The organism is Pseudomonas protegens CHA0 (assembly GCF_000397205.1).
GTDB classification, from domain to species: Bacteria; Pseudomonadota; Gammaproteobacteria; order Pseudomonadales; family Pseudomonadaceae; genus Aquipseudomonas; species Aquipseudomonas protegens.
This window is the reverse complement of the sequence record NC_021237.1, coordinates 1,989,098-2,013,073: the sequence shown is the minus strand read 5'-3', so window position 1 is coordinate 2,013,073 and position 23,976 is coordinate 1,989,098. Positions and strand designations below refer to the sequence as shown.

The following is a 23,976-nucleotide window of genomic DNA, read 5'->3' as shown; positions in this document are numbered from 1 at the left end:
GCGTGACCTCCCCTTTCGGAGTTCACGGTAAATGCCAACCCGCTGCGGATTCTGCGCGCGGCAGCACCCGAATTATCAGGGATACGTGTAGGGTGGAGATGCACAACCGTCGGACTGTGTAGCATTAGGCTTTATCAAGACGCTTCATCTCGTCCACAGTCGCCGGTTGATTCCTCCTCCTGACAGACTTTTGCTTAAGCGGTGCCTTAGTCACCACAGCAAGCAGGACGCGTAAGTCGCGACTTCGTTCTTAGTTACCCGGACGAACCTCGCTAGACACTCGAGTGGTCAACCACTCCTGACGCACCTGACACCGACCGTGAGAAGTCGTGTGTGCCGAACGCCGTTTCCGGCAGCCCGGAAACCGACGGTACTACATGAAAAGAATGCTGATTAACGCAACTCAACCCGAAGAGTTGCGTGTTGCTCTGGTAGACGGCCAGCGCCTCTACGACCTGGACATCGAGTCCGGAGCCCGCGAGCAGAAAAAGGCCAACATCTATAAAGGCCGCATCACTCGCATCGAACCAAGCCTCGAGGCTGCCTTTGTCGATTTCGGCTCTGAGCGCCACGGCTTCCTGCCCCTCAAAGAAATCTCCCGCGAATACTTCAAGAAAGCCCCCGAAGGCCGCGTCAACATCAAGGACGTCCTGAGCGAAGGCCAGGAAGTCATCGTCCAGGTCGAGAAAGAAGAGCGTGGCAACAAGGGCGCCGCCCTGACCACCTTCATCAGCCTCGCCGGCCGTTACCTGGTACTGATGCCGAACAACCCGCGTGCCGGCGGTATCTCCCGCCGCATCGAAGGCGAAGAGCGCAACGAACTGCGTGAAGCGCTGAACGGCCTGGTGGCACCCGCCGACATGGGCCTGATCGTGCGCACTGCCGGCCTGGGCCGCAGCAGCGAAGAGATGCAGTGGGACCTCGACTACCTGCTGCAACTCTGGACCGCCATCAAGGAAGCGTCCCTGGATCGTTCCGCGCCATTCCTGATCTACCAGGAAAGCAACGTGATCATCCGCGCGATCCGCGACTACCTGCGCCAGGACATCGGCGAAGTGCTGATCGACAGTGTTGAAGCCCAGGACGAAGCCCTGACCTTCATCCGCCAGGTGATGCCGCAGTACGCCAGCAAGATCAAGCTGTACGAAGACAGCGTGCCGCTGTTCAACCGTTTCCAGATCGAAAGCCAGATCGAGACCGCTTTCCAGCGCGTGGTCGAACTGCCTTCCGGCGGCTCCATCGTCATCGATCCGACCGAAGCCCTGGTGTCCATCGACATCAACTCGGCCCGCGCCACCAAAGGCAGCGACATCGAAGAAACCGCCCTGCAGACCAACCTGGAAGCAGCGGAAGAAATCGCTCGCCAACTGCGCCTGCGTGACATCGGCGGCCTGATCGTCATCGACTTCATCGACATGACCCCGGCCAAGAACCAGCGTGCCGTGGAAGAAAAAGTCCGCGAATGCCTGGAAGCCGACCGCGCCCGCGTGCAGATCGGCCGCATCTCGCGCTTCGGCCTGCTGGAAATGTCCCGTCAGCGCCTGCGTCCATCCCTGGGCGAAAGCAGCGGCATCGTCTGCCCGCGCTGCAACGGCACCGGCATCATCCGTGACGTCGAGTCGCTGTCCCTGGCGATCCTGCGCCTGATCGAAGAAGAAGCCCTGAAAGACCGCACCGCCGAAGTGCGCGCCCAAGTGCCGATTCCGGTCGCCGCTTTCCTGCTCAACGAAAAACGCAACTCGATCACCAAGATCGAACTGCGCACCCGTGCCCGCATCGTCATCCTGCCGAACGATCACCTCGAAACGCCACACTTCGAAGTTCAGCGCCTGCGTGATGACAGCCCGGAAGCCAACACCAACCAGTCCAGCTACGAAATCGCAGCGGCCGCCGCCGAAGCCGAAGAAGTCCAGCCAACCGCCGCCACCCGCACCCTGGTTCGCCAGGAAGCGGCAGTGAAGACTGCCCCGGCCCGCGCCAACGCTCCGGTTCCGACCGAAGTCGTCGCTGCCCCTGTAGCTGCACCGGCTCCAGTGGCCGAACCAAGCCTGTTCAAAGGCCTGGTGAAGTCCCTGGTCAGCCTGTTCGCTACCAAGGAAGAGCCAGCCGCACCGGTCGTGGTCGAGAAGCCAGTGACCGAGCGCCCTGCTCGCAGCAACGAAGAACAGCGTCGCAATGGCCGCCAGCAGAGCCGCAACCGTAACGGTCGCCGCGATGAAGAGCGCAAGCCGCGCGAAGAACGTGCTCCGCGTGAAGAACGCGCACCACGGGAAGAGCGTCAGCCACGCGAAGTTCGCGAAGCCCGTGAAGAAGTTCAAGCGGTAGCCCGCGAAGAACGCGCACCCCGTGCACCGCGCGAAGAACGCCAGCCACGCGCCCCGCGTGAAGAGCGCAAGCCACGTGGCGAGCGTGAAGAACGTGTGCGTGAACTGCGCGAGCCTCTGGACGCCGCTCCAGCTGCAGCCGCTGCTACCGCCGCCGTTGTTGCCGAAGAACGTCCGGCGCGCCAGCCTCGCGAAGAGCGCCAGCCACGTGCGCCACGTGAAGAGCGCCAACCACGTGCCGAACAGGCTCAAGCCGCTGCCGCCAGCGAAGAAGAAGCGCTGCCGAACGAAGAGCAACTGCAGGAAGACGGCCAGGACAACGCCGAAGGCGAACGCCCACGTCGTCGCTCCCGCGGCCAGCGTCGTCGCAGCAACCGTCGCGAGCGTCAACGTGATGCCAACGGCAATGTGATCGAAGGCTCGGAAGAAAACGCCGAAGAGCCAAGCAGCGCCGATCTGGCTGCCGGCCTTGCGGTAACTGCCGCGGTTGCCAGCACCGCCATCAGCGCCAACGCTGAAGCCGAAGCTCACCAGCAAGCCGAACGTGCGACTGCCGCTGTAGAAGACAAGGCTCCGGAAGCCCCAGTGGTTGAAGCCACCACGCCGGTAGAAGCCCCAGTGGTTCCTGCAGTGGAAGTGGCTCCAGTGGCTGAAGAGCAGGCTCAGGTTGAAGTGGCTGCCGAACCGGCCGTGGTTGTCGAAGCCCAGCCTGTGGTTGCCGAACAACCGGCAGCAGAACCTGTAGCCCAGGCGCCAGTGGTTGAAGAAAAGGCCATCGAGCCGGTTCAGGAAGCCCCTGCGCCAGCCCCAGTTGCCGAGCCAGCAGTGGTGGTTGAAGAGCCTGTAGCGGCCCAGCAGCCTGCCCAGGTTGAAGAGCCGGCTCCGGTTGCAGCACCGGTGGTGGCCGAAGAGCCTGCACCCGCTGTCGAAGCTGAAGCCGCGCCGGTCAGCACCCTGACCAGCAATGGCCGTGCACCGAACGACCCACGCGAAGTGCGTCGCCGCAAGCGTGAAGCCGAGCGCCTGCAGAAGGAAGCCGAGCTGGCTGCCGCTGCTGCTCCGGCTGAAGCCGTGGTGACCGCCGAGCCGGCTCCGGTAGAAGCGCCGGAGGTGGTCGAGGCCCCCCCTGCGCCAGCCGAAGAGACTGCACCGGCGCCAGTGGCCGAACCTGCAGTGGAAGAAGCGGCCCCTGTGGCCGAGCAAGCACCGCGCGCTGTCGAGCACGCTGTGCATGCCGAGGAAGAACAGCACGAGCCTAAACCTCTCGTCTGATTCCAGCAGCCCATGAAAAAGCCCCGCCCGGGTAACCGGGCGGGGCTTTTTTATACCTGGAGCACCTGACAATCCGGAAACAGCAACGCCTGCGGAACGTCCACATCCCAGGTCACCCCCGGATCCGTCACCGAAACTTCCACCACCCGCCCCGAAGCGAACAGCGGCCGGGCTCCCCGATCACCAGACAGGCCCTGCAACGCTGCGCCATAAGACCGGCCAAAGCCCACCGGATGACCCAACTCATCCCCCAGCCGCGGCACGCTGATGCCCTCCTCGGTCATTGCCTCCATCACCCGACTGGCGGTGGCGGGCAGGATAAAGGGCATGTCCCCCAGCCAGACCATCCAGCCATGGGCATCGGCGCAGGCAGCCACTGCCGCGGCCAGGCTGTGCCCCATGCCCACGGACTCCAGCACCAGTACCTGACAACCGTAGGCACGCGCCAGATCCACCACCTGGGGTCGATCCGCCGTGGTCACCAGCACTCGCCGGGCAACGTCCACCGGCAGGCTCACCAGTACCTGCTCCAGCACCGGCCGCTGCACCCCGTCACGCCCACGGCAGGGCGCCAGCAGCTTGTCCTGCCCGGCCCCGGCCACCTGGCGAAAACGCCTGCCCTGCCCCGCCGCCAGGATGATTGCGCAAGGCCTGCGGCTCACCTCACCATCTCCGCCACTCGCACTGGCAGCTTCTTCTGCAGCGGTTCGACACCATTTTTCAGCGCGACGATTTCGGCCAGCAACGACAAGGCAATCTCCGCCGGCGTATGGCTGCCGATGGGCAATCCGACCGGCCCGTGCAAGCGCTCGATGGCCTGCGCCGAAAGACCCAGCAGCGCCAGATTGTCCCGGCGCTTCTGGCTGTTGGCCCGGGAACCCAGGGCGCCGACGTAAAATGCCCGGGAGTCGAGCGCCGTCAGCAGCGCCATGTCATCCAGGCGCGGATCATGGGTCAGGGCCACCACCGCCGTGCGCTCGTCGGGCTCGATGCTCAGCACCGCATCGTCGGGCATCCCGGCGACAAAACGTCCATCCTGCCCCTCCCAGCCATGCACGAACTCCTGGCGCGGATCGCAGATCAGCACCTCGAAATCCAGCAAGCGGGCCATCTGCGCCACATAGCGCGATAACTGCCCGGCGCCGATCAGCAGCAAGCGCCAGCGTGGTCCGTAGATCGCCCGCAGGGTGACCCCGTCAAACGCCAATTCATCGCCACGGTTCGCAGCTTTGAGCAGCACCTGGCCGGTGCCCAGGTTCAGCTCCCGGGCCACGATCTGGTGGGCTTCGCAGCGCTGGAGCAATTCGGCGACCCAGGCCGGGTCGCCAACCCGCTCTTCGGTGAGGCGCAAGGTGCCGCCGCAGGGCAGGCCGAATCGCGCCGCTTCCTCCAGGGTCACGCCGTAGGTCACCAGTTGCACCGGCGGCCCGTGGCGAGACAGGCGCCCATCGCCCTGGCGGCTGATCAGGTCATCCTCGATACAGCCTCCGGACACCGAGCCGATCACCACCCCGTCGTCGCGCAGGGCCAGCATGGCGCCGGGTGGCCGCGGCGCGCTGCCCCAGGTCTGCACCACGCTGTACAGCAGCACGCCGCGCCCGGCGCGCCGCCATTCCAGGACACTGAGCAGGACATTCAGGTCGACGCTGTCCATCAGGCGCTCGCCTGCTGCCAGCCCTGCAACTGGTAGCGCACCGGCAGGTTGCGTATGCGCTTGCCGGTGGCGGCGAAGATCGCGTTGCAAAGGGCCGGCGCAATCGGCGGCACACCGGGCTCTCCCACCCCGCCCAGGGGCACGTCCCCCGGCGGCGTCACCAGGTGCACCTGCACCTGTTTCGGCGCCAGGGACATGCGCGCCACTTCGTACATATGGAAATTGTCCTGCTGGACCTTGCCCTCCTTGAAGCTGATCTCCCCCAGCACCGCATTGCCCAGGCCCATGACGCAGGCCCCTTCGAATTGCGAGCGGATACGCTCGGGGTTGATCTGCGGGCCGCAATCCACGGCGATATCGGCCTGATGCACGATCAGCGTGCCATCGTCCTTCACTTCCACCTCGATCACCGCCGCCACATAGGTCACGAAGCTGTAGTGCACGGCCAGCCCCAGACCGCGTCCCTTGGGCAGCGAGCGCCCCCAGCCGGCCGCCTTGGCCGCGGTTTCCAGCACCGTGCGCAGGCGCCCGGTATCAATGGGGTAGCGCTCGGGGGATTCGCCGTAGTTCCACTCCTCGCTCAGGGTTCGGGGGTCGATCTGACGATCCGGCCCCAGCAGCTTGAGCTGGTACTGCAGCGGATCCTGGCCGGCCTTGTGGGCCAGTTCGTCGACAAAACTCTGGATCGCGAAGCCATGGGGAATGTTCGACACCGAACGGTACCAGCCGACCCGGGTATGGGCCGCGGCCTCGGGGTTTTCCAGGCGCACGTTGGGAATCGCGTAGGCCATATTGGTAAAGCCCATGCCCAGCTCGAAGGCGCCTTCGTGATTCATCCCCGGGGCGAACAGCGCGGTGATGCTCGGCGCCACGGTGCGGTGCAGCCAGGCCGCCGGCAGGCCGTCCTTGTTCAGCCCGGCCTTGAGGTATTCCGCCGACACGGTATGGAAGTAGGAGTTGTGGATATCGTCCTCGCGGGTCCACTGCACCCGCACCGCCTTGCCGGGAAAGGCCTTGGCCAGGATCGCCGCCTCCAGGATGAAGTCGGGCTTGGACTTGCGCCCGAAGCCGCCGCCCAGCAGCGTGACGTTCACCGTGACCTGCTCGAAGCCGATCCCCAGGCGTTCGGCGATTCGCTCGCGGGTCACCTGTGGCGCCTGGCTCGGTGCCCACGCCTCGCAGCGACCGTCCTGGAATCGCGCCACGGCCACCATCGGCTCCATCGGCGCCTGGGCCAGGTGCGGCAGGTAATAGCTGGCCTCCAGGCTGCTCTCGGCGCCCTTCAGGGCCTCATCCAGGTTGCCGGTACTGCGCACCACCTTGCCCGGTTGCCGCGCCGCCGCCTCCAGTTGCTTGCGGTATTGGATGGAGTCGTAGCCAGCGTTGGCGCCATCCTCCCACTCGATCCTCAAGGCATCGCGGCCCTTGATCGCCGCCCAGGTGTTGCTCGCCACCACAGCCACGCCGCCCAGGGGCTGGAACTCCGAAGGCAAGGGGCGGCTGTCGATGGGCATGACCTTGATCACCCCCGGCACCTTCAAGGCTGCGCTGTCATCCACCGACTTGACCTTGCCGCCATACACCCGGGGCCGCGCCACCGCCGCGAACAGCATGCCGTCGAAATGCACATCGGCGCCGTACACCGCACGGCCGTTGACGATGTCCTGGCCATCAATGGCCCGGGTGGCCTCCTTGCCGATGTAGCGGAACTCCCCGGGCTGCTTCAGGCGCAGGCTATCCCGGGCAGGCACCGCCAGGGCGCCTGCCGCAGCGGCCAGGGCGCCATAGCCCAGCTCACGCCCGGTGGGCTGGTGAACCACCTTGTGCAACTGCGCCCGACACTGCGCCAATGGCACCTGCCACTGCGCAGCGGCGGCCTGTTCCAGCATGGTCCGCGCAGCCGCGCCACAGCGGCGCATGGGCTCGTACCAATGACGCATGCTGCGCGAGCCGTCGGTGTCCTGGTTGCCGAAACGCACCTCGTCACCCGGTGCCTGGCGAACCTTGACCTGCGCCCAGTCGGCGTCCAGCTCATCGGCCACCACCATGCTCAGGCTGGTGCGCACGCCCTGGCCCATCTCCGAGCGATTGCAGATCACCGTGACGCTGCCGTCGCTGGCAATGCTCACGTAGACCTTGGGGTCATCGACCCAGCCGTGGGGCATGCCGTCGGCACCGAATTTCTTGGCCTCGGCAAAGGCTTCCTGCCAGCCCCAGCTCGCAGCCAGCACCAGGGCTCCAGTGGCCCCCACACCTTTGAGAAAGCCCCGGCGGCTGAGGTTGCTCAGGGCAAAATCCTGCGGTAGGCGGTTCATGCCTTGGCCTCCTGCAGATGGCTGGAAGCCTGGCGGATCGCGGTCTTGATCCGGTTGTAAGTACCGCAGCGGCAGATATTGCCGAGCATCGCCTCTTCGATCTGCTCGTCGCTGGGGTTGGGGTGGACCTTGAGCAAGGCAGTGGCCGACATGATCTGCCCGCCCTGGCAGTAACCGCACTGGGCCACCGCCGTATCCAGCCAGGCCTGCTGCACCACCTGCCCTACCGGGTCGGTATGCAGGTTGTCGATGGTGCTGACGTTCTTGCCCTGCACCGAGCCTATCGGCGTGATGCAACTGCGCGCCGGGTCGCCGTCGATATGAATCGTACAGGCGCCGCACAGGCCCATGCCGCAGCCGAACTTGGTACCGTTGTAGCCCGCCACGTCGCGGATAGCCCACAGCAGCGGCATGTCCTCGGTGACGTCCAGTTGATGATCTTGACCGTTGAGCTTCAGGGTAATCATGGGCACGCCCGCATTTTCTGAGTGATGGGGTCGAGTCATCCGCCGTGCAGTACCGCCGCTACGGTGCACGCAGATCGGCTCAGGCTAATCGGGCTCTCTTGTGAAGACAGGCTTCACCGGGCCTTCGGGAACAGCAGAAAGCTGATTCTTAGCCTGCTAAGTTAAGCCGCAATTAACAAAAAAGCCTTGCCCGAACGTCAGCCAGGCAAGGCTTTTTGCTATCCACCGCAAGCCGGCTCTCGCTAATAGAGGTTGGGCTCCATCTCCAGCTCGACACTGAAACGCTCGGCGATATCGCGCTGGATCCGCCGCGCCAGTTCCAGCAACTGCAGGCCGCTGGCGCCGCCATAGTTGACCAGCACCAGCGATTGCAAGCGATGGACCCCGGCATCCGCCTCGCGAAAGCCCTTCCAGCCCGCCTGTTCGATCAGCCAACCGGCCGCCAGCTTCACCTGCCCATCGGCCTGGGGGTAACCCACCAGCCCCGGATGCGACTGCTTGATCTGCGCCGCCAGTGCCGCCGGCACCACCGGGTTCTTGAAGAAGCTGCCGGCATTGCCCAGCACCGCAGGGTCCGGGAGCTTCTCGCTGCGGATGCTGCAGATCGCCCGGCTGACATCGCTGGCCGTCGGCTGTTCGATGCCCTGCTCGCTCAGGCGCTGGCGCACCGGACCGTATTCCAGGTGCAGGTGATCGACACGGTTCAGGGCAAAGCGCACCCGCAGGATCAACCAGCGACCGGCCTGATGCTTGAACAGGCTGTCGCGGTACGCGAACTGACACTGCGCCAGGTCGAATTCCCGCAGCTCGCCGGTCTGCCGATCGAGGGCGGTCAGGCCGGCGAACACATCCTTGATCTCCACCCCATAGGCGCCGATGTTCTGCATCGGTGCGGCGCCGACGGTGCCGGGAATCAGGCTCAGGTTCTCCAGCCCGGACAGGCCCTGCTCCAGGGTCCACTGGACAAAGGGATGCCAGGTTTCCCCGGCCTCGGCCTCGACCACCACCCGCTGCCCGTCATCGCTGAGCAGGCGAATGCCACGAGTGGCCATGCGCAGCACCAGGGCCTGGATATCCGCCGTCAGCAGCAGGTTGCTGCCGCCGCCGATCACCAGCAGCGGCAACTGGTGGGTAGCGCAATAGGCCAGGGCCTCGCGTACCTCGTCGTCGCTATGGGCCTGGGCAAACCACTTCGCCTTGACCTCGACCCCGAAGCTGTTGAACGGCTTGAGGGACACATCGGCCTGAATGTCCAGGGTCATAGCCGCCCCTTCAATTCGACCACTAGCCGGTCGCAGGCATCCTCGATCAGGTCCAGCACCTGCTCGAAACCCTGCTCGCCGTCGTAGTACGGATCCGGCACTTCATCCAGCGCCGCCTCGTAGCGACGCAGGAACAGGTCCAGCTCGGCCTTGCCCCGAGCCGGTTGCAGAGCCTTGAGGTTGCGCAGGTTGCTCTGGTCCATGGCGAAGATCAGGTCATAGGCAGCGAAATCGGCGCTGCCGACCTGCTGCGCCCGTTGCGCCGACAGGTCGTAGCCGCGCCGCAAGGCAGCCTGCTGGCTGCGCTTGTCCGGGGCCTTGCCGATGTGCCAGTCGCTGGTGCCCGCAGAGGCGACTTGCACCTGGTCACCCAGGCCGGCCTCGTGCAACTTGCGGCGCAGCACGCCTTCGGCGGTGGGCGAGCGGCAGATATTGCCCAGGCAGACGAACAGAACCCGCATCAGGCCTCCAGCAGGCGCCGAACGCGCTCAAGGTCTTCGGCGGTATCGACGCCGGTAGGCGGTGCTTCCAGGGCGTCGGCCACGTGGATCCGCACGCCATGCCACAGGGCACGCAGTTGCTCCAGGGATTCGGTGTTTTCCAGCCAGCACGGGCCCCAACTGACGAAGTCGTGAAGAAAGCCGGCGCGGTAGGCATAGATGCCGATGTGACGGCGATAAGGCACGCCTTCGGGCAGTTGCTCACGACTCTGGGCAAAGGCATCCCGGGCCCAGGGCAAGGTGGCGCGACTGAAGGTCAGGGCCAGGCCGTTGAGGTCGCTGACCACCTTGACCACATTGGGGTTGAACAGGGTCTGCACGTCCTCGATCGGCTCGGCCAGGGTGGCCATGCGCGCTTCGGTGTGGGCTGCCAGGTTGGCCGCCACCTGATCGATCACCGACGGCGGGATCAACGGCTCGTCGCCTTGTACGTTGACCACGATCGCATCCGCGGCCAGGCCCAGCTGGGCGGCAACTTCCGCCAGCCGGTCGGTGCCGGAGTTGTGATCTTCCCGGGTCAGCAGCGCCTCGGCGCCAAAGCCCTGGCAGGCCTCGACGATGCGCTGATCATCGGTGGCCACCACGACCCGCTCGGCGCTGCTCTTGCGCGCCTGTTCCCAGACCCACTGGATCATCGGCTTGCCGGCGATCAGTTGCAGCGGCTTGCCTGGCAGGCGAGTGGAGGCGTAGCGCGCCGGAATGACAACGGTAAAGGCGCTGCTCATTTGTCCAGGCGCTCTTCGGTGGTCAGGGTGCGCGCCTCGCTTTCCAGCATCACCGGGATGCCATCGCGAATCGGATAGGCAAGGCCCGCGCCCTTGCTGATCAGCTCGGTCTTGTCGGCGCTGAGTTTGAGGGGGCCTTTGCAGATCGGGCAGGCGAGGATGTCGAGCAGTTTGGTGTCCATGAGGATTCCCTGGATAAAAGCGAATTAAGGCAGCAGACGATCAGGCAGCAGGCGCATCAACTGGGTGTCGAACCAGGCGACGAAGGCCGGCGAAGGCTGGGCATCGACCGCCAGGTACCACCAGTCGTCTGCCGCGAAAGCCCGGCACTTGACCGCATCTTTCTCGGTCATGACCAGCGGCAATGACGGGGTGAAGGTCAAGGCCTGCGCACTGTATTGAGCGTGATCGGCAAATGCATGGGGAACAGGCCGCCAGTGTAGCGTTTCAAGGGTGTTGAAGAAACGCTGGGGATTGCCGATGCCCGCCACCGCATGCAGCGCCTGGCCGGGGGCGAAATGCTCCAGCGCACGGCGCTCGCCACTGCGCAGGTTGACCAGCACCGAGGGCTTGAGATGAAAGGCGAACCCCTCGTCACGGTCATCAACTGCGCCGTTGTAGAGCACCGCGTCGACGCTCTGCAAACGCTCCGCCGGCTCGCGCAGCGGCCCGGCAGGCAGGCAGCGGCGGTTGCCCAGGCCGCGGGCGGCATCGATCAGTACCAGCTCCAGGTCACGGGCCAGGCGGTAGTGCTGCAGGCCGTCGTCGGACAGGATCAGGTCCAGCGGCTCGGCGGCCAACAGGGCCTGTACCGCGCGGCCGCGATCCGGGTCGATCATCAGCGGCACGCCGCAGCGCTGGACGATCAGCAGCGGCTCATCACCGGCCACCGCGGCGCAATCTTCGGCGCTGACGCGCCAGGGCAGTTGCGCCGGCTTGGCACCGTAGCCGCGGCTGACCACCCCGACCCGCAACCCGAGGCGCTGGCAGTGCTCCACCAGCCACAGGATCAACGGCGTCTTGCCGGTGCCGCCGACGGTGATGTTGCCCACCACGATCAGCGGCACAGGTGGTTGATAGATCGCCCCCTCACCGGCAAGAAAGCGCTGGCGCTTGCCCGTCACCACTCGGCGATACAGACATTCCAGGGGGCGCAGCAGTTTCAGCGCGGGGTGGCCGTTGTACCAGGCATTGAGCAGGCGATCGGAAAGTGCCATCAGGGTGCCGGGTCCGCCTCGACGGTGGTCATGCGCAGGTGGCTGAAACCGAGCTTGCCGGCTGCATCCATGGCAGTGATCACCGCTTGATGCTGGGTCTTGCCATCGGCGCTGATGGACAGCGGCAGGTTGGTGTCGCCCGCCGACTCCTTCTGCAGGGCCTCGATCAAGGTCTCCAGGTCATTTTTGGGCAGGACCTGGTTGTTCACCGAAAACACGCCGTCGGCGCTGATGGCGATATCCAGTTGCTTGACCTGCTGGTCTTCGGCCGGCGAGCCGCTGACCGCTTCCGGCAGGTCGACCCGCAGCTCGGTTTCCCGGGTGAAGGTGGTGGTGACAACAAAGAACAGCAGCAGGATGAACACCACGTCGATCAACGACGCCAGGTTGATGTCCACGGTTTCCCGGGGCTTGCGACGGAATTTCACGCTTTGCCCTCGGCCAGATCGACATCGCGGTCGCCCTGGATCACTTCCACCAGCTTGATCGCCTCCTGCTCCATGCCCACCACCAGTTCATCGACCCGGCGTTGCAGGAAGCGGTGGAAGAACACCGAGGGAATGCCCACCATCAGGCCGGCGGCGGTGGTGATCAGGGCTTTGGAAATACCGCCTGCGAGGATGTGCGCGTTGGTGGTCATGCCCGAGCCCATGAACGAACTGAAGATGTCGATCATGCCCAGCACGGTGCCCAGCAGCCCCAGCAGCGGTGCCATGGCGGCAATGGTGCCGAGGGCGTTGAGGTAGCGTTCCAGCTCATGGATGACCCGGGCGGCAGCCTCTTCGATGCATTCCTTCATGATCTCGCGGCCATGCTTGGAGTTGGCCAGGCCCGCCGCCAGAATCTCGCCCAGGGGCGAATCGGCGCGCAGTTCCTTGAGCTTTTCCTTGTTCAGCTGCTTGTCCTTGATCCAGCGCCAGACCTGCCCCAGCAGGTGGGGCGGGGTGACACGGCTGGCCCGCAGGGTCCACAGACGCTCGGCAATGATGCCCACGGCAGCAATGGAACTCAGAATGATCGGCAACATCATCCAGCCGCCGGATTTGACCAATTCCCACACAGTGACAGCCCCCTCGAAAAAGTGCGCCACTCTAACATAGGGGCCGGACGCACCGAAGACCGTGATGTCGCATGCTCACAGGCTTTAATAACCCACGGTTATTTAAGGCATTGCGGGCGGCTCACGCCAGAATCGCCGCTGCTCGCGAAGGCCATGCGCCGCCCCGAAGGCCCCCAGTTGCAGCCTCAGAGCGCCCTGTTCGGCACTGTCATAAATTGCCATGTCCAGGCGCCGATAGCGTGCCAGCACTTGAGGATGGGGGTGGCCGAAGGCATTGCCCCGCCCACGGGAAATCAGCACCGCGTCGGGGGCCAGCCGCTGCAGCAAGGCCATGGATGAAGAGGTACGGCTGCCGTGATGGGGGGCCTGCAGCCAGTGGGTCCGCACCGCCAGCGGGCTGTCGAGCAAGGCTCGCTCGGCACGGGCGTCGATGTCCCCGGTGAGCAGCAAGCGCTCGCCGGCAGCCTCGACCTGGAGCACGCACGAGGCCTGATTGCCGTCGGTCGCCGCCACCCATTGCCACTGGCGAAAGCGCACGCCATTCCACACCCAGCTCAGCCCACTGTCGCAAGGCCTTGCCTGCAGGCCCGCGGGCAAGGCGTCGGGCTGGCCACCGCGGACCTCGCCCACGGGCATTGCGCGCTGCACCGCCTGGGCGCCACCGGCATGGTCGTTGTCGGCATGGCTGAGCAGCATCAGGTCCAGCCGCCGGATGCCGAGCCTGTGCAGGGTCGGCACTACCACTCGCTCTCCCAGGTCGAACTCGGCGACCCGCGCGCCAGCGTCATACAGCAGGGCGTGATCACGGGTACGCAGGATGAATGACAGGCCCTGCCCCACATCCAGCTGCCAGACCTCCACCTCGCCTTCGGGCACGCGCGCCAGGGGTGGCCAGACCGCCAGCAGCAACAGCGGCCAACCCAGAACCCGCATGGGCACGCCCCTGGGCAACAGCAGCAACAGGCAGCCCAGAGCATTCATGCCCCATAGCCACAGAGGGATCTGCGGCGGCACCCAGGCCGGCCACCCACCGGCAATCAATCCGAGCAAGCGGAACAACCCGTCCAGCAATCCACCGGCCAGCCACAACAGGCCCTCACCCACATAAGGCACCGCCAGCAGCAGGCTGCCGAGCAAAGCCGGCGGCAACACCAGAAAGCTGATCCAGGGCACCGCCAGCAAATTGGCCAGCGGCCCGCTGAGGCTGATAGGCAGCCCCAGAGCCAGCAACGGCGGCAGCAAGCCAATGGCGATCAACCATTGGGCCCGGGTCCAGCCCTGCCACCAGCTCCACGCCCCCAGGCGCCCGGCAAAGATCAAGATCAGGATTGCCACTGCGGCAAAGGACAGCCAGAACCCCGCCTGCAAGCTGGCCAGCGGCTCGGCCAGCAACACCGCATTCAACGCCAGCAGCAGGGGCCAGCCGGCCCGCAGATGGCGAAAGCGCATGCGCCAGAGCAGTACCAGGGCGACCATCACACAGGCGCGCTGCACTGGCACATCGAACCCCGCCAGCAGGCCGTAGCCCAGGGCGCCGAGCCAGGCCAGGGCACAGGCCCAGGGCAACCACGGCAAGCGCTCGGGCCAGAGACCATGGCGGGCCAGCCCGGCCACCGAGAAATAGATCACCCCAGCCAGCAGGCTGATGTGCTGCCCGGAAATCACCATCAGGTGGACGGTGCCGGTGTCCTGCAACAGCTGCCAGTCTTGCCGCGTCAGGCCGGAACCGTCGCCCATCACCAGCGCCGCCAGCCCCGCACCGCGTCCCTGAGCCTCGACCTCTAGCAAGCGCTGGCGCAAGCCTTGCCGCCAGGCCTGCGGGGCCGGTGCCAGTAACTGCCCGGCCTTGACCGTGCCGGTGGCGCCGATACGGCGCGCCAGCAGCCAGGCCTGGTAATCGAAGCCCTGGGGATTCAACAAACCCATCGGCTGGCGAAGCTTGACCGCCAGCCGCCAGCGCTCGCCACTCTTGAGCGCCGGGCCCTCATGCCAGGCCAGGCGCATGCGCCGGGGCAGCCGCTCACGGCGGGCCTGGGCATCTTCCAGCTCGAAACGCACCACGCCGCCCGCCTGCTCCGGCAGGCCGCTCACCCGCCCCTCCAGCCAGCGGGTCTGTGACTCCAGGCGCGGCGCCAGGCGATCATCAAGGGCCGACTGCGCGGAGACACAGGCCCAGGTGAAACCGAACAGGAAAAATGCCACCGGATGTGTACGAAACGGCAACAGCATCAAGGCCAGTATCGCCATACACAGCAGCAGCCAGCCTGGGGGCAAGGCCGGCATGAAACCCAGCGCCAGCAGCCCCGCAGCCAGCGCCAGCATTGCGCTACGCATCCGCCCGCCCCTCCTTGGGAGTTCATACTCTTGGCTTAGTCGAGGATGAGCAGCGCGGCTTTATCATTTGTCACAATGTCTGAATTTTCGCCGACTAGAATCCGGTCATAATCGTCGCCTGACCCGACCGAGAAGCCTTATGCCCCGGCGCTTATTCAAACGTTACATGCCAGATCCGACCAGCATCCGGGAACACAAGTCCTTACGCTTTCTCGGCACCCTGCTGCATGACGCCAACCTCTGGCACCTCAATCGACACTCGGTGGCCCGGGCCATGGCCGTGGGCCTGTTCGCCGCCTTTATTCCCATTCCAATGCAGATGTTGCTGGCTGCGGTACTGGCCATCTGGCTGCGCGGCAATATGCCCATCAGTGTCAGCCTGGTCTGGTTGACCAACCCCATCACCATGCCGCCGGTGTTCTTCTGCACCTACCAACTGGGGGCCTGGCTGATGAACGTGCCGCCGCGCACCCTGCCCGACGAGCTGACCTGGGAGTGGATCAGCAGCCAGCTGGCAACCCTGTGGCAACCCTTCCTCCTCGGCTCGGTGGTGGCCGGGCTGGTGCTGGGGGCCACTGCCTATTGCCTGACCATGCTCTATTGGCGCTGGTGGGTCGCGCGCCAATGGTCCAGGCGCAAGCAGCAACGGCAGTGACCAACGAAAACGGCCTCCCGAGGGAGGCCGTTTGCATAACGCACTAAAGGCATTTACTGACGCATGCCGCGCCCGCTCACCAGCAGCCGCGCGCAACCGATATACAGCACCAGGGTGGCCACCAGCATGAAGGTAATGGCGATGCTGATCTTGATATCCGACACCCCGAGGATGCCGAAACGGAAGGCGTTGACCATGTGCAGCACCGGGTTGGCCAGGGACACCGTCTGCCAGAACGGCGGCAGCAGGTTGATCGAGTAGAACACCCCGCCCAGGTAGGTCAGGGGCGTCAGCACGAAGGTCGGGATGATCGAGATATCGTCGAAGTTGCGTGCAAAGACTGCGTTGATGAAGCCCAGCAGCGAGAAGATGGTCGCGGTCAACACTACCACCAGCACCGTGATGCCCAGGTGGTGCACCTGCAGCGTGGTGAAGAACAGCGACAGCAGCGTCACGATGACCCCCACCATCAGCCCCCGCAGCACCCCGCCCAAGGTGTAGCCGATGAGAATGGTATGGGGCGACAACGGCGAGACCATCAACTCCTCGATGGAGCGCTGGAACTTGCTGCCGAAGAAGCTCGATACCACGTTGCCGTAGGAGTTGGTGATCACCGACATCATGATCAGCCCCGGGACGATGTACTCCATGTAGGTGAAACCACCCATGTCGCCGATCTGCCGGCCGATCAGGTTACCGAAGATGACGAAGTACAGGACCATGGTGATGGCCGGGGGCAGCAGGGTCTGCGGCCAGATCCGGGTGAAGCGCCGGACTTCGCGATAGACAATGGTGTTGAGCGCCACCAGGTTGGGTTTGAACTCCGAACTCATACCGCCACCTTCGACAGATTCTTCTCCACCAGGGACACGAACAACTCCTCAAGACGGTTGGTTTTGTTACGCAGGCTCAGCACCTCGATGTTCTGCAGGGCCAGTTGGCCGAACAGCGCGGTGATGCCCACGGCCTTGTCCACCTGGACCTCCAGGGTATGGCTGTCCACCAGCCGGGTCGGATAGCCGGCCAGTTGCGGCGCCACGCTCAGGTCGTTCTTCAGGTCGAGGAGGAAAGTCTCCACATGCAGCTGGCTGAGCAACTGGCGCATGCTGGTGTTCTCGACGATGGTGCCGTGGTCGATGATGCCGATGTTGCGGCACAGCTGCTCAGCCTCTTCCAGGTAGTGGGTGGTGAGGATGATGGTGATGCCTTTCTGGTTGAGCTCGGTGAGAAAGCTCCACATGGAACGGCGCAGCTCGATATCGACCCCGGCGGTAGGTTCGTCAAGGATCAACAGGCGCGGTTCATGCACTAGCGCGCGGGCGATCATCAGGCGCCGCTTCATGCCACCGGACAGGGAACGCGAAGGCACATCGCGCTTGTCCCACAGGCCGAGCTGGGTCAGGTACTGCTCGGCGCGCTGCTTGGCGATCTTCGCCGGAATGCCGTAGTAGCCGGCCTGGGTCACGACGATGTCGAAGGTTTTCTCGAACTGGTTGAAGTTGAATTCCTGCGGCACCACGCCGATGCAACGCTTGAGCGCCGCCGGCTCACGATCCAGGTCGTGGCCGAAGACGCTCACCGTACCGCTGGTCTTGTTCACCAGGGTCGAGAGAATGCCGATGGTGGTGGATTTGCCGGCCCCGTTAGGGCCGAGCAGGGCGAAAAAGTCACCTTCGGCGACATCCAGATCGATACCACTCAGGGCCTGGAAACCGTTGCCGTAGGTTTTGGTTAGCTGCCGGATGGACAGAGCGGAACTCATATCGGATTCATGCACCAAGAAGGGGGAATTTTATAAGTAAGGGCGGCCCGAGCCGATTGCAACGACGCCGGACGCCCGCCATGTTGCGTGCCTGCGTCGTGCAAGTACAGTCACCCGTATCGATAGTGGGTATTAAGTCAACGCGGTCATCACGGCCTGGCGATAGGCCGGGCGCTGTTTCAAGCGCTCATACCAGGCTTGCAGATGGGGCATGGAAGGACGCTCGATGGGCATCTCGAACCAAGCGTAGATGAAACTGCCGAGGGGAATGTCGCCCACGCCGATCTCCTGCCCGGACAGGTAAGGCTGCTCGCCCAGGGCCTGATCGACCCGCGCCAGCAGCTCGGCACACGTGGCCTTGGCGGCGTTGATCTGCGCCCAGTCCTGCTGCTCGGCCGGGGTGCGCAACACACCCCAGAACAGATGCCGGAAGGGTTCAGCGAAGGTCGAGGTGGTCCAGTCCATCCACTTCTCGGCGCTGGCCCGCAGTTGCACGTCGGCCGGGTACCAGTGGCTATCGGCGGCGTAGCGCGCAGCCAGGTAGCGCACGATGGTATTGGACTCCCAGAGCACGAAGTCGCCGTCTTCAATCAGTGGAATCCGGCCATTGGGGTTCAGCGCCCGGTACGCCGGGGTGTCCACCACCCCAAAGGCGCCGCCGGCGTCCAGGGACTCATAGGCGAGCCCCAGTTCCTGCGCGCACCAGAGTGCCTTCCTGACATTCGACGAGTTCTTGCGACCCCAGATCTTCAGCATGACCATCCCTCAGTAATGAATGCCGGGGCAGTCTACGCCTGATCAGCCGCGACTCAAATCGCCGCGCAGGTCTGCCAGCACTTGCGGCTGCTGCGCGTCGAACAGGTGCGGGTAGCATTTTTCCAGGTGGCCGAAAAACAGCTCCTGCGGCACGTCGGCAAACTGCCCGTGGTCCACCAGGTACTCCATCGACTGTTCGCCCTGGCGATTGAAAGGCTGGAAAACGCTGTCCTCCAGGCCGTCGAAATCCAGCGGCGCCACATCGAACATTTCACACAATTGCCGGTTGAACGCCGGCGTAGCCTTGACCCAACGCCCCTGCAGATAGAACTCGGTGTAGCCGTGCATGGCGAACACATCGCTGCGCAGCAGCTCCAGCAGCCTGGGTGTGGACAGGTGATTGCGCACATCGGCCAGGCCGATGCGCGCCGGTATCCCGCAATGCCGGGCACAACCGGCGAGCAAGGTGGCCTTGGGCACGCAATAGCTCTCGCCGGTGGCCAGGGCATGGCTGCCGCGCAAGGTCTGGGGATCACGGCTGAAACTGTAGAAGTTGTAGCGTACGGCCTCGCGCACCGCGTAATAGAGGCTGACGGCTTGCTGTCGGGGATCGCGGCTGGCACCGCGATGAGTTTCGGCGAACTCCACCACCGCCGGGTGGTCACTATCGATGAAGCGGCTGGGACGCAGGTACTCGTGCATGGGCATGACCTCCGAGAGGAAGCCTGAGTCTATCGAGGCGTCCGCCCCAGTGATAACGACGTATCGGCCAAAGATCATGGCCCCCACGATCAACCGGGCCTGGCCCGCAAGATACAGACTTTCATTGCACCCGCACTGCCCTGCTCACCCGCGCTGTCGAAGGCCGACTACGCTCTGAGGGTGATTTCACCCCTGGTTTCACGGAGGATTGAATATGCTGTTGTTGTGGATACTGGTTCTGGTGCTCGCAGTGGCCTACCTGGCCCATCGCCGTACCGCCCCCCTGCCCGCCCTGGGCGTGGTCGCCATCTACCTCTTGGCCATGGGCGCCTTTAGCCGTGCCCCCGGCTGGCTGCTGCTGATTTTCTGGGTGCTGCTGGCAGCGGTCGCCGCCCCTCTGCTGCTGCCCGATCTGCGGCGCAAGTATTTCAGTGCGCCGCTGTTCAGCTGGTTCCAGAAGGTTCTGCCGCCGATGTCCCAAACCGAGCGCGATGCCATCGATGCCGGCACCGTCTGGTGGGACGGCGAGCTGTTCAGTGGCCGCCCCGACTGGAATACCTTGCTGGCCTACCCCAAGGCCCAGTTGACCGAAGAAGAGCAGGCGTTCATCGACGGCCCGACCGAGGAGCTGTGCGCCATGGTCAGCGACTGGCAGATCGGCCAGCACATGGACCTGCCGGCCGAAGCCTGGGCCCACATCAAGGAGCACGGTTTCTTTGCCCTGATCATTCCCAAGGAGTTCGGCGGCAAGGGCTTCTCGGCCTACGCCCACTCCCAGGTGGCCATGAAGCTGGCCACCCGCAGCGGCGACCTGGCCTCCACCGTGATGGTGCCCAACTCCCTGGGCCCGGCCGAACTGCTGCTGCACTACGGCACCGACGAACAGCGCAATCACTACCTGCCGCGGCTGGCCCGGGGCGACGACATTCCCTGCTTCGCCCTCACCGGCCCCCTGGCCGGCTCCGATGCAGGGGCCATGCCCGACACCGGGATCATCTGCAAAGGCCAATGGCAGGGTGAAGAAACCCTGGGCCTGCGCCTGAACTGGGAAAAGCGCTACATCACCCTGGGCCCGGTGGCCACCCTGCTCGGCCTGGCCTTCAAGGCCCATGACCCGGACCACCTGCTGGGCGACCAGGAAGACCTGGGTATCAGCCTGGCACTGATCCCCACCGACACCCCCGGGGTGGACATCGGCCGCCGCCACCTGCCCCTGGGCGCGGCCTTCATGAACGGCCCGAACTCCGGCAAGGACGTGTTCATTCCCCTGGACTTCCTCATCGGCGGCCAGGAAATGCTCGGCAAGGGCTGGATGATGCTGATGAATTGCCTGTCCGTGGGCCGTTCGATCTCCCTGCCCGCGGTGGGCACCGGCGCCGCCAAATTCACCAGCCTGGTGACCGGCCAGTACGCCCAGGTGCGGGAGCAGTTCAACGTGCCCCTCGCCGCCTTCGAGGGCATCCAGGAGGCTCTGGCCCGCCTCGGCGGCAATGCCTGGCTGATGGACAGTGCACGCATGCTCACTGCCAACGCCGTGGACCTGGGGGAAAAACCCTCGGTGCTGTCGGCGATCCTCAAGTACCACCTCACCGAGCGCGGCCGCGAGTGCATCAGCCACGCCATGGACGTGCACGGCGGCAAGGGCATCATCATGGGCCCCAACAACTACCTGGGCCGCAGCTGGCAAGGAGCGCCGATCTTCATCACCGTGGAAGGCGCCAACATCCTTTCGCGCAACCTGATGATCTTCGGCCAGGGGGCAATCCGCTGCCATCCATTCGTGCTCAAGGAAATGGCCCTGGCCGGTCGCGAAGACCACGACCAGGCGCTGCAGGAGTTCGACGCCCTGCTGCTCAAGCACATAGGTTTCGCCGTGAGCAACGCCGCCAGCACCCTGGTGCTGAACCTCGGCCTGGGCCACTTCGAACACGTTCCGGGAGACAAGGTCAGCCAGGGCTACTTCCGTGCCCTGAACCGCCAGGCCGCGGCCTTCGCCCTGCTGGCGGACTTCTCGATGATGCTGCTGGGGGGCGAACTCAAACGCCGCGAGCGCCTTTCCGCCCGCCTGGGGGATGTGCTCAGCCACCTGTACCTGGCGTCGGCAGCGCTCAAGCGCTACCACGACCTGGACTCCCCGGAATACCTGCGCCCCCTGCTGGCCTGGGCCATGGAAGAGAGCCTCGGGCATTCCGAACGGGCCCTGGACGAGTTGCTCAGCAACTTCCCCAACCGGGTGTTCGGTTGCGTGCTGCGGGTGCTGGTGTTCCCCTTCGGCCGTCGCCATACCGGGCCATCGGACCAGCTGGATGCCGAAGTGGCGGCGATCATCGGTCGAGCCCAGGGCGATCCGGCCCTGGAAGCGGTGCTTGCCGGCTGCTACCGCCCGCAATCCAAGGACGACCCGGTGGGCGCCCTGCAACATGCCAGCAACCTGCTGAGCGCCGTGCACCCGTTGCACAAGAAGCTCCACGAAGCGCTGAAAAGCGGCCAGGTCAAACCGGCTGCCGGCGAATCGGCCATCGACGCGGCGCTGGAAGCCGGCGTGCTGCAGGCCGCCGAGGCCCAGAGCCTGCACGAGGCCGAGGCGGCGCGGCGCAAGGTCATCGATGTGGATGATTTTGCCAAGGAGGAGCTGACCCTAAGCGAAGGCAAGACCCGCTAGACGGCCGCCTTCGGGGCAGGTCGATTATGAAACCGGGCGCGGGAGCTATATACTCCCGCGCCCGTTTTGCTCTTGAGGACCCTGTCATGTCCAACATCGTCGCCGATCATCTCGTCCTGCTGGACCACCTGCGCAGCATCCTGGTCGCCGTAGGTGAAGCCGAACAGGTGCCCGAGGAAAGCCATGCGCTGTTCCTGGAGCGCTTCGACGAACTGCGCGCCTCGCTGCCGATCGACCCGATCGAAAGCCAATACCTGGGCCAGGACCTGCTGTGCCAGATCATGCAGCGCTACCCGCAGATCGCCCACCTGGTGCCTCGTGACCTGCTGTGGTTCTTCGCCGGTGACTGCCTGCACTACATGCCCGATGAAGAAATCGACCTGTACCAGGCCCTGGAAGAGCGCCGTTTCGAAGCCGAGCAGAACGACGAGCCCTTCGACTGGAACCAGGAAAAGCAGCTGCTGGCGCTTTCTGCCCAGGACAGCAAGCACTGATCACTGCGCCCGGCGCAACCAAGGCCCGCACGGTTCGCCCGGCGGGCCTTTTTCATGGGCGCCTTTTAGCGCCGGCTTGTCAGAGAATTCGCTGGCAAGCCAGCTCCTACAGCGGGCGTTCCGCTTTGCCCGGGCGGTTGAGGGTCGGCTCCTTGGCCAGGCACTCCACCAGGTAGTCGATGAAAACCCGCAACTTGGGCGGCAGGTAACGGGTCGGTGAATGCAGCAGCCAGGCACCGCCGTGGTAAGAGGCCAGGAAGGTCCACTCCGGCAGCACCTGGACGATCAGCCCCTGCTCCAGGGCATGGCGCGCGGTGAAGTACGGCAGGCTGCCGATCCCCAGGTGTTGCAGCACCGCATCCAGGCGCACCCCGGTGTGGTTGGCCGCATAGCGCCCGCGCACCCCCACCGTGACCGCCTTGCTGCCCTGGGTGAATTTCCAGCGCGCATCGCTGGGGGTCTCGCCCAGGTAGATGCAACTGTGCTGGCGCAGGTCCTGGGGATGGGCCGGGGTACCGTGCTCGGCCAGGTACTGCGGGGTGGCGCAGAGCAGGTGATCGATGCGCAACAGCTGGCGGCCGATCAACCCGGGCGGCGGGCGATCGGTGATGCGGATCGCCAGGTCGACGTTGTCGTCGATCAGGTCGACATCGCGGTCCTCATGCAGCAGTTCCACATCGACCAGGGGATAGCGCCGCAGAAACTCCGGCATGTGCGGGTGCACCACGAAACGCCCCACCGCCTTGGGCACGCTGACCCGCACCACGCCTTCGGCTTCGTGGGTGAACTGGCCGCTGACCTCCATCACCGAACGGGCCGCACTGACCATTTCACTGCAACGCTTGAACACCTCTTCGCCACCGTCGCTCAAGCGCAACTTGCGTGTGGTGCGCTGCAACAACCGGGTGGCCAGGGCCTTTTCCAGGCGCGAGATGCTGCGGCTGACCGCCGAAGGCGAGGAGCCCAGCTGGCGTGCCGCCTCGGAGAAGCTGCCGGTCTCCACGACCCTGACGAAAATGGCCATTTCTGCCAGCAAAGGCAGGGGTAGATTTATGCTCATGACGCAATAGTCCATTGAGTTTCGAACGGATTATCACGCAATTGCCCAGGCCGCATAATAAAAAAACACTGAATTCCAGGGTTAGAGAAATGACGCGGCGCCTGTATTACGACAATGACCAGTTACTGACCTCCGTCGAGGTCCTGAGCTGCATCCCCCACGAACAGCAATTCGCGGTCACCCTCAACGCCACGCCCTTCCACCCCCAGGGTGGCGGCCAGCCCAGCGATACCGGCTGGATCGGCCAGGCCGCCGTTCTGCGGGTGGCCCAGGAAGGCGAGCAGATCGTGCATTACCTGGACCAGCCGCTGGAGCCGGGCATTTTCGAGGCCCGGGTCGATGAGGCCGCGCGCCTGTTCAACAGCCGCATGCACTCCGCCGGGCACCTGATCGGCCACTTCGTGCAAAGCCAGGGCTGGATACCGATCAAGGCCCATCACTGGCCAGGTGAAGGCCGGGTGTCGTTCAAACCGGCAGAGCAGCCCCGGGAGATCGACGGCGCCAGCGTGCAGGACGCGATTGCGCAGTGGATAGAGGCCGACCTGGAACGGCATAGCACAATGGCGGACGGTTCGCGCCAGATCAGCTTTGGCCAACTGCCGGCCTATGGTTGCGGCGGCACCCACGTCAGCCACCTGCAGCAGCTGGGCGCGGTGCTCATCACCGCGGTCTCACTCAAGAAAGGCACCCTTTCGGTCAGCTATAGCCTCGACTGAAAACGGCCTGCCACTCAATCACCCTGCTTTGCGGAGTCC

22 protein-coding genes are annotated in these 23,976 nt (G+C 64.8%); 5 read left to right on the top strand and 17 right to left on the bottom strand.

All coding sequences use genetic code 11. The features are described 5' to 3' along the window. The first annotated feature begins 377 nt into the window (after positions 1 to 377). On the top strand, positions 378 to 3,596 hold the full coding sequence (gene rne / locus PFLCHA0_RS09105; RefSeq protein ID WP_015634703.1) for a ribonuclease E: 3,219 nt from the start codon (positions 378 to 380) through the stop codon (positions 3,594 to 3,596). 50 nt (positions 3,597 to 3,646) lie between these two features. On the opposite strand, the gene PFLCHA0_RS09100 is transcribed toward rne, so the two are convergent. The 12 genes from PFLCHA0_RS09100 to PFLCHA0_RS09045 all read right to left on the bottom strand — a co-directional run bounded on the left by PFLCHA0_RS09100 (position 3,647) and on the right by PFLCHA0_RS09045 (position 15,130). Beyond that, entirely contained in the window at positions 3,647 to 4,258 is a 612-nt protein-coding gene (locus PFLCHA0_RS09100; RefSeq protein WP_015634702.1) for a nucleotidyltransferase family protein, read from the bottom strand. Beyond that, positions 4,255 to 5,250 (bottom strand): XdhC family protein, encoded by a 996-nt coding sequence (locus PFLCHA0_RS09095; RefSeq protein ID WP_015634701.1) that lies wholly within the window; start codon positions 5,248 to 5,250, stop codon positions 4,255 to 4,257. The genes PFLCHA0_RS09100 and PFLCHA0_RS09095 overlap by 4 nt, the downstream gene beginning before the upstream one ends. Further along, positions 5,250 to 7,565 (bottom strand): xanthine dehydrogenase family protein molybdopterin-binding subunit, encoded by a 2,316-nt coding sequence (locus PFLCHA0_RS09090; RefSeq protein ID WP_015634700.1) that lies wholly within the window; start codon positions 7,563 to 7,565, stop codon positions 5,250 to 5,252. The genes PFLCHA0_RS09095 and PFLCHA0_RS09090 overlap by 1 nt, the downstream gene beginning before the upstream one ends. Then, a complete protein-coding gene (locus PFLCHA0_RS09085; protein ID WP_011060107.1) occupies positions 7,562 to 8,032 on the bottom strand; it encodes a (2Fe-2S)-binding protein in 471 nt (156 codons plus the stop codon). The genes PFLCHA0_RS09090 and PFLCHA0_RS09085 overlap by 4 nt, the downstream gene beginning before the upstream one ends. A 242-nt stretch (positions 8,033 to 8,274) precedes the next feature. Beyond that, positions 8,275 to 9,294, bottom strand: a complete 1,020-nt coding sequence (gene murB / locus PFLCHA0_RS09080; RefSeq protein WP_011060106.1) for a UDP-N-acetylmuramate dehydrogenase — start codon at positions 9,292 to 9,294, stop codon at positions 8,275 to 8,277. After that, positions 9,291 to 9,755, bottom strand: coding sequence for a low molecular weight protein-tyrosine-phosphatase (locus tag PFLCHA0_RS09075; protein ID WP_015634698.1), 465 nt, complete (start codon positions 9,753 to 9,755; stop codon positions 9,291 to 9,293). The genes murB and PFLCHA0_RS09075 overlap by 4 nt, the downstream gene beginning before the upstream one ends. Then, on the bottom strand, positions 9,755 to 10,519 hold the full coding sequence (gene kdsB / locus PFLCHA0_RS09070) for a 3-deoxy-manno-octulosonate cytidylyltransferase (RefSeq protein WP_011060104.1): 765 nt from the start codon (positions 10,517 to 10,519) through the stop codon (positions 9,755 to 9,757). The genes PFLCHA0_RS09075 and kdsB overlap by 1 nt, the downstream gene beginning before the upstream one ends. Beyond that, the gene (locus tag PFLCHA0_RS09065; RefSeq protein WP_011060103.1) at positions 10,516 to 10,701 is read right to left on the bottom strand and encodes a Trm112 family protein; all 186 of its coding nucleotides are present in this window, start codon (positions 10,699 to 10,701) and stop codon (positions 10,516 to 10,518) included. The genes kdsB and PFLCHA0_RS09065 overlap by 4 nt, the downstream gene beginning before the upstream one ends. Positions 10,702 to 10,725: 24 nt before the next feature. Further along, positions 10,726 to 11,736 (bottom strand): tetraacyldisaccharide 4'-kinase, encoded by a 1,011-nt coding sequence (gene lpxK / locus PFLCHA0_RS09060; protein ID WP_015634697.1) that lies wholly within the window; start codon positions 11,734 to 11,736, stop codon positions 10,726 to 10,728. Then, entirely contained in the window at positions 11,736 to 12,164 is a 429-nt protein-coding gene (locus tag PFLCHA0_RS09055) for an ExbD/TolR family protein (RefSeq protein ID WP_011060101.1), read from the bottom strand. Before PFLCHA0_RS09055 ends, lpxK begins: the two co-directional genes overlap by 1 nt. Beyond that, positions 12,161 to 12,796: a MotA/TolQ/ExbB proton channel family protein gene (locus PFLCHA0_RS09050; protein ID WP_011060100.1), complete on the bottom strand. Its 636-nt coding sequence runs from the start codon at positions 12,794 to 12,796 to the stop codon at positions 12,161 to 12,163. Before PFLCHA0_RS09050 ends, PFLCHA0_RS09055 begins: the two co-directional genes overlap by 4 nt. Before the next feature lie 102 nt (positions 12,797 to 12,898). Continuing rightward, a complete protein-coding gene (locus tag PFLCHA0_RS09045) occupies positions 12,899 to 15,130 on the bottom strand; it encodes a DNA internalization-related competence protein ComEC/Rec2 (protein ID WP_015634696.1) in 2,232 nt (743 codons plus the stop codon). A gap of 139 nt (positions 15,131 to 15,269) precedes the next feature. Between PFLCHA0_RS09045 and PFLCHA0_RS09040 the strand changes: the two genes are divergently transcribed. Continuing rightward, complete coding sequence (locus tag PFLCHA0_RS09040; RefSeq protein ID WP_015634695.1) at positions 15,270 to 15,785, top strand: DUF2062 domain-containing protein; 516 nt, start codon at positions 15,270 to 15,272, stop codon at positions 15,783 to 15,785. 53 nt (positions 15,786 to 15,838) lie between these two features. Here the strand turns inward: PFLCHA0_RS09040 and PFLCHA0_RS09035 are convergent, their stop codons facing one another. From PFLCHA0_RS09035 to PFLCHA0_RS09020, 4 genes are all read right to left on the bottom strand, one after another. After that, on the bottom strand, positions 15,839 to 16,618 hold the full coding sequence (locus tag PFLCHA0_RS09035; RefSeq protein WP_011060097.1) for an ABC transporter permease: 780 nt from the start codon (positions 16,616 to 16,618) through the stop codon (positions 15,839 to 15,841). Beyond that, positions 16,615 to 17,547 (bottom strand): ABC transporter ATP-binding protein, encoded by a 933-nt coding sequence (locus tag PFLCHA0_RS09030; RefSeq protein ID WP_011060096.1) that lies wholly within the window; start codon positions 17,545 to 17,547, stop codon positions 16,615 to 16,617. Before PFLCHA0_RS09030 ends, PFLCHA0_RS09035 begins: the two co-directional genes overlap by 4 nt. A 132-nt stretch (positions 17,548 to 17,679) precedes the next feature. Then, entirely contained in the window at positions 17,680 to 18,303 is a 624-nt protein-coding gene (locus PFLCHA0_RS09025; RefSeq protein WP_011060095.1) for a glutathione S-transferase family protein, read from the bottom strand. Positions 18,304 to 18,345: 42 nt separating this feature from the next. Continuing rightward, positions 18,346 to 19,005 carry a transglutaminase-like domain-containing protein gene (locus PFLCHA0_RS09020; RefSeq protein WP_011060094.1) on the bottom strand — a complete coding sequence of 220 codons (660 nt, stop codon included), beginning with the start codon at positions 19,003 to 19,005 and terminating at the stop codon, positions 18,346 to 18,348. A 214-nt stretch (positions 19,006 to 19,219) separates the two neighbouring features. On the opposite strand from PFLCHA0_RS09020, the gene PFLCHA0_RS09015 reads away from it, so the two are divergent. Both PFLCHA0_RS09015 and PFLCHA0_RS09010 read left to right on the top strand, forming a co-directional pair. Next, a complete protein-coding gene (locus PFLCHA0_RS09015) occupies positions 19,220 to 21,667 on the top strand; it encodes an acyl-CoA dehydrogenase (RefSeq protein WP_015634693.1) in 2,448 nt (815 codons plus the stop codon). 86 nt (positions 21,668 to 21,753) lie between these two features. After that, positions 21,754 to 22,161, top strand: coding sequence for a PA2817 family protein (locus PFLCHA0_RS09010; protein WP_011060092.1), 408 nt, complete (start codon positions 21,754 to 21,756; stop codon positions 22,159 to 22,161). A 106-nt stretch (positions 22,162 to 22,267) separates the two neighbouring features. Here the strand turns inward: PFLCHA0_RS09010 and PFLCHA0_RS09005 are convergent, their stop codons facing one another. Beyond that, positions 22,268 to 23,221, bottom strand: coding sequence for a LysR family transcriptional regulator (locus PFLCHA0_RS09005; protein ID WP_019095144.1), 954 nt, complete (start codon positions 23,219 to 23,221; stop codon positions 22,268 to 22,270). Between the two features lie 89 nt (positions 23,222 to 23,310). Here PFLCHA0_RS09005 and PFLCHA0_RS09000 point away from each other — a divergent pair, with 89 nt between their 5' ends. Continuing rightward, the gene (locus tag PFLCHA0_RS09000) at positions 23,311 to 23,937 is read left to right on the top strand and encodes an alanyl-tRNA editing protein (protein ID WP_015634691.1); all 627 of its coding nucleotides are present in this window, start codon (positions 23,311 to 23,313) and stop codon (positions 23,935 to 23,937) included. Positions 23,938 to 23,976: the final 39 nt, after the last annotated feature.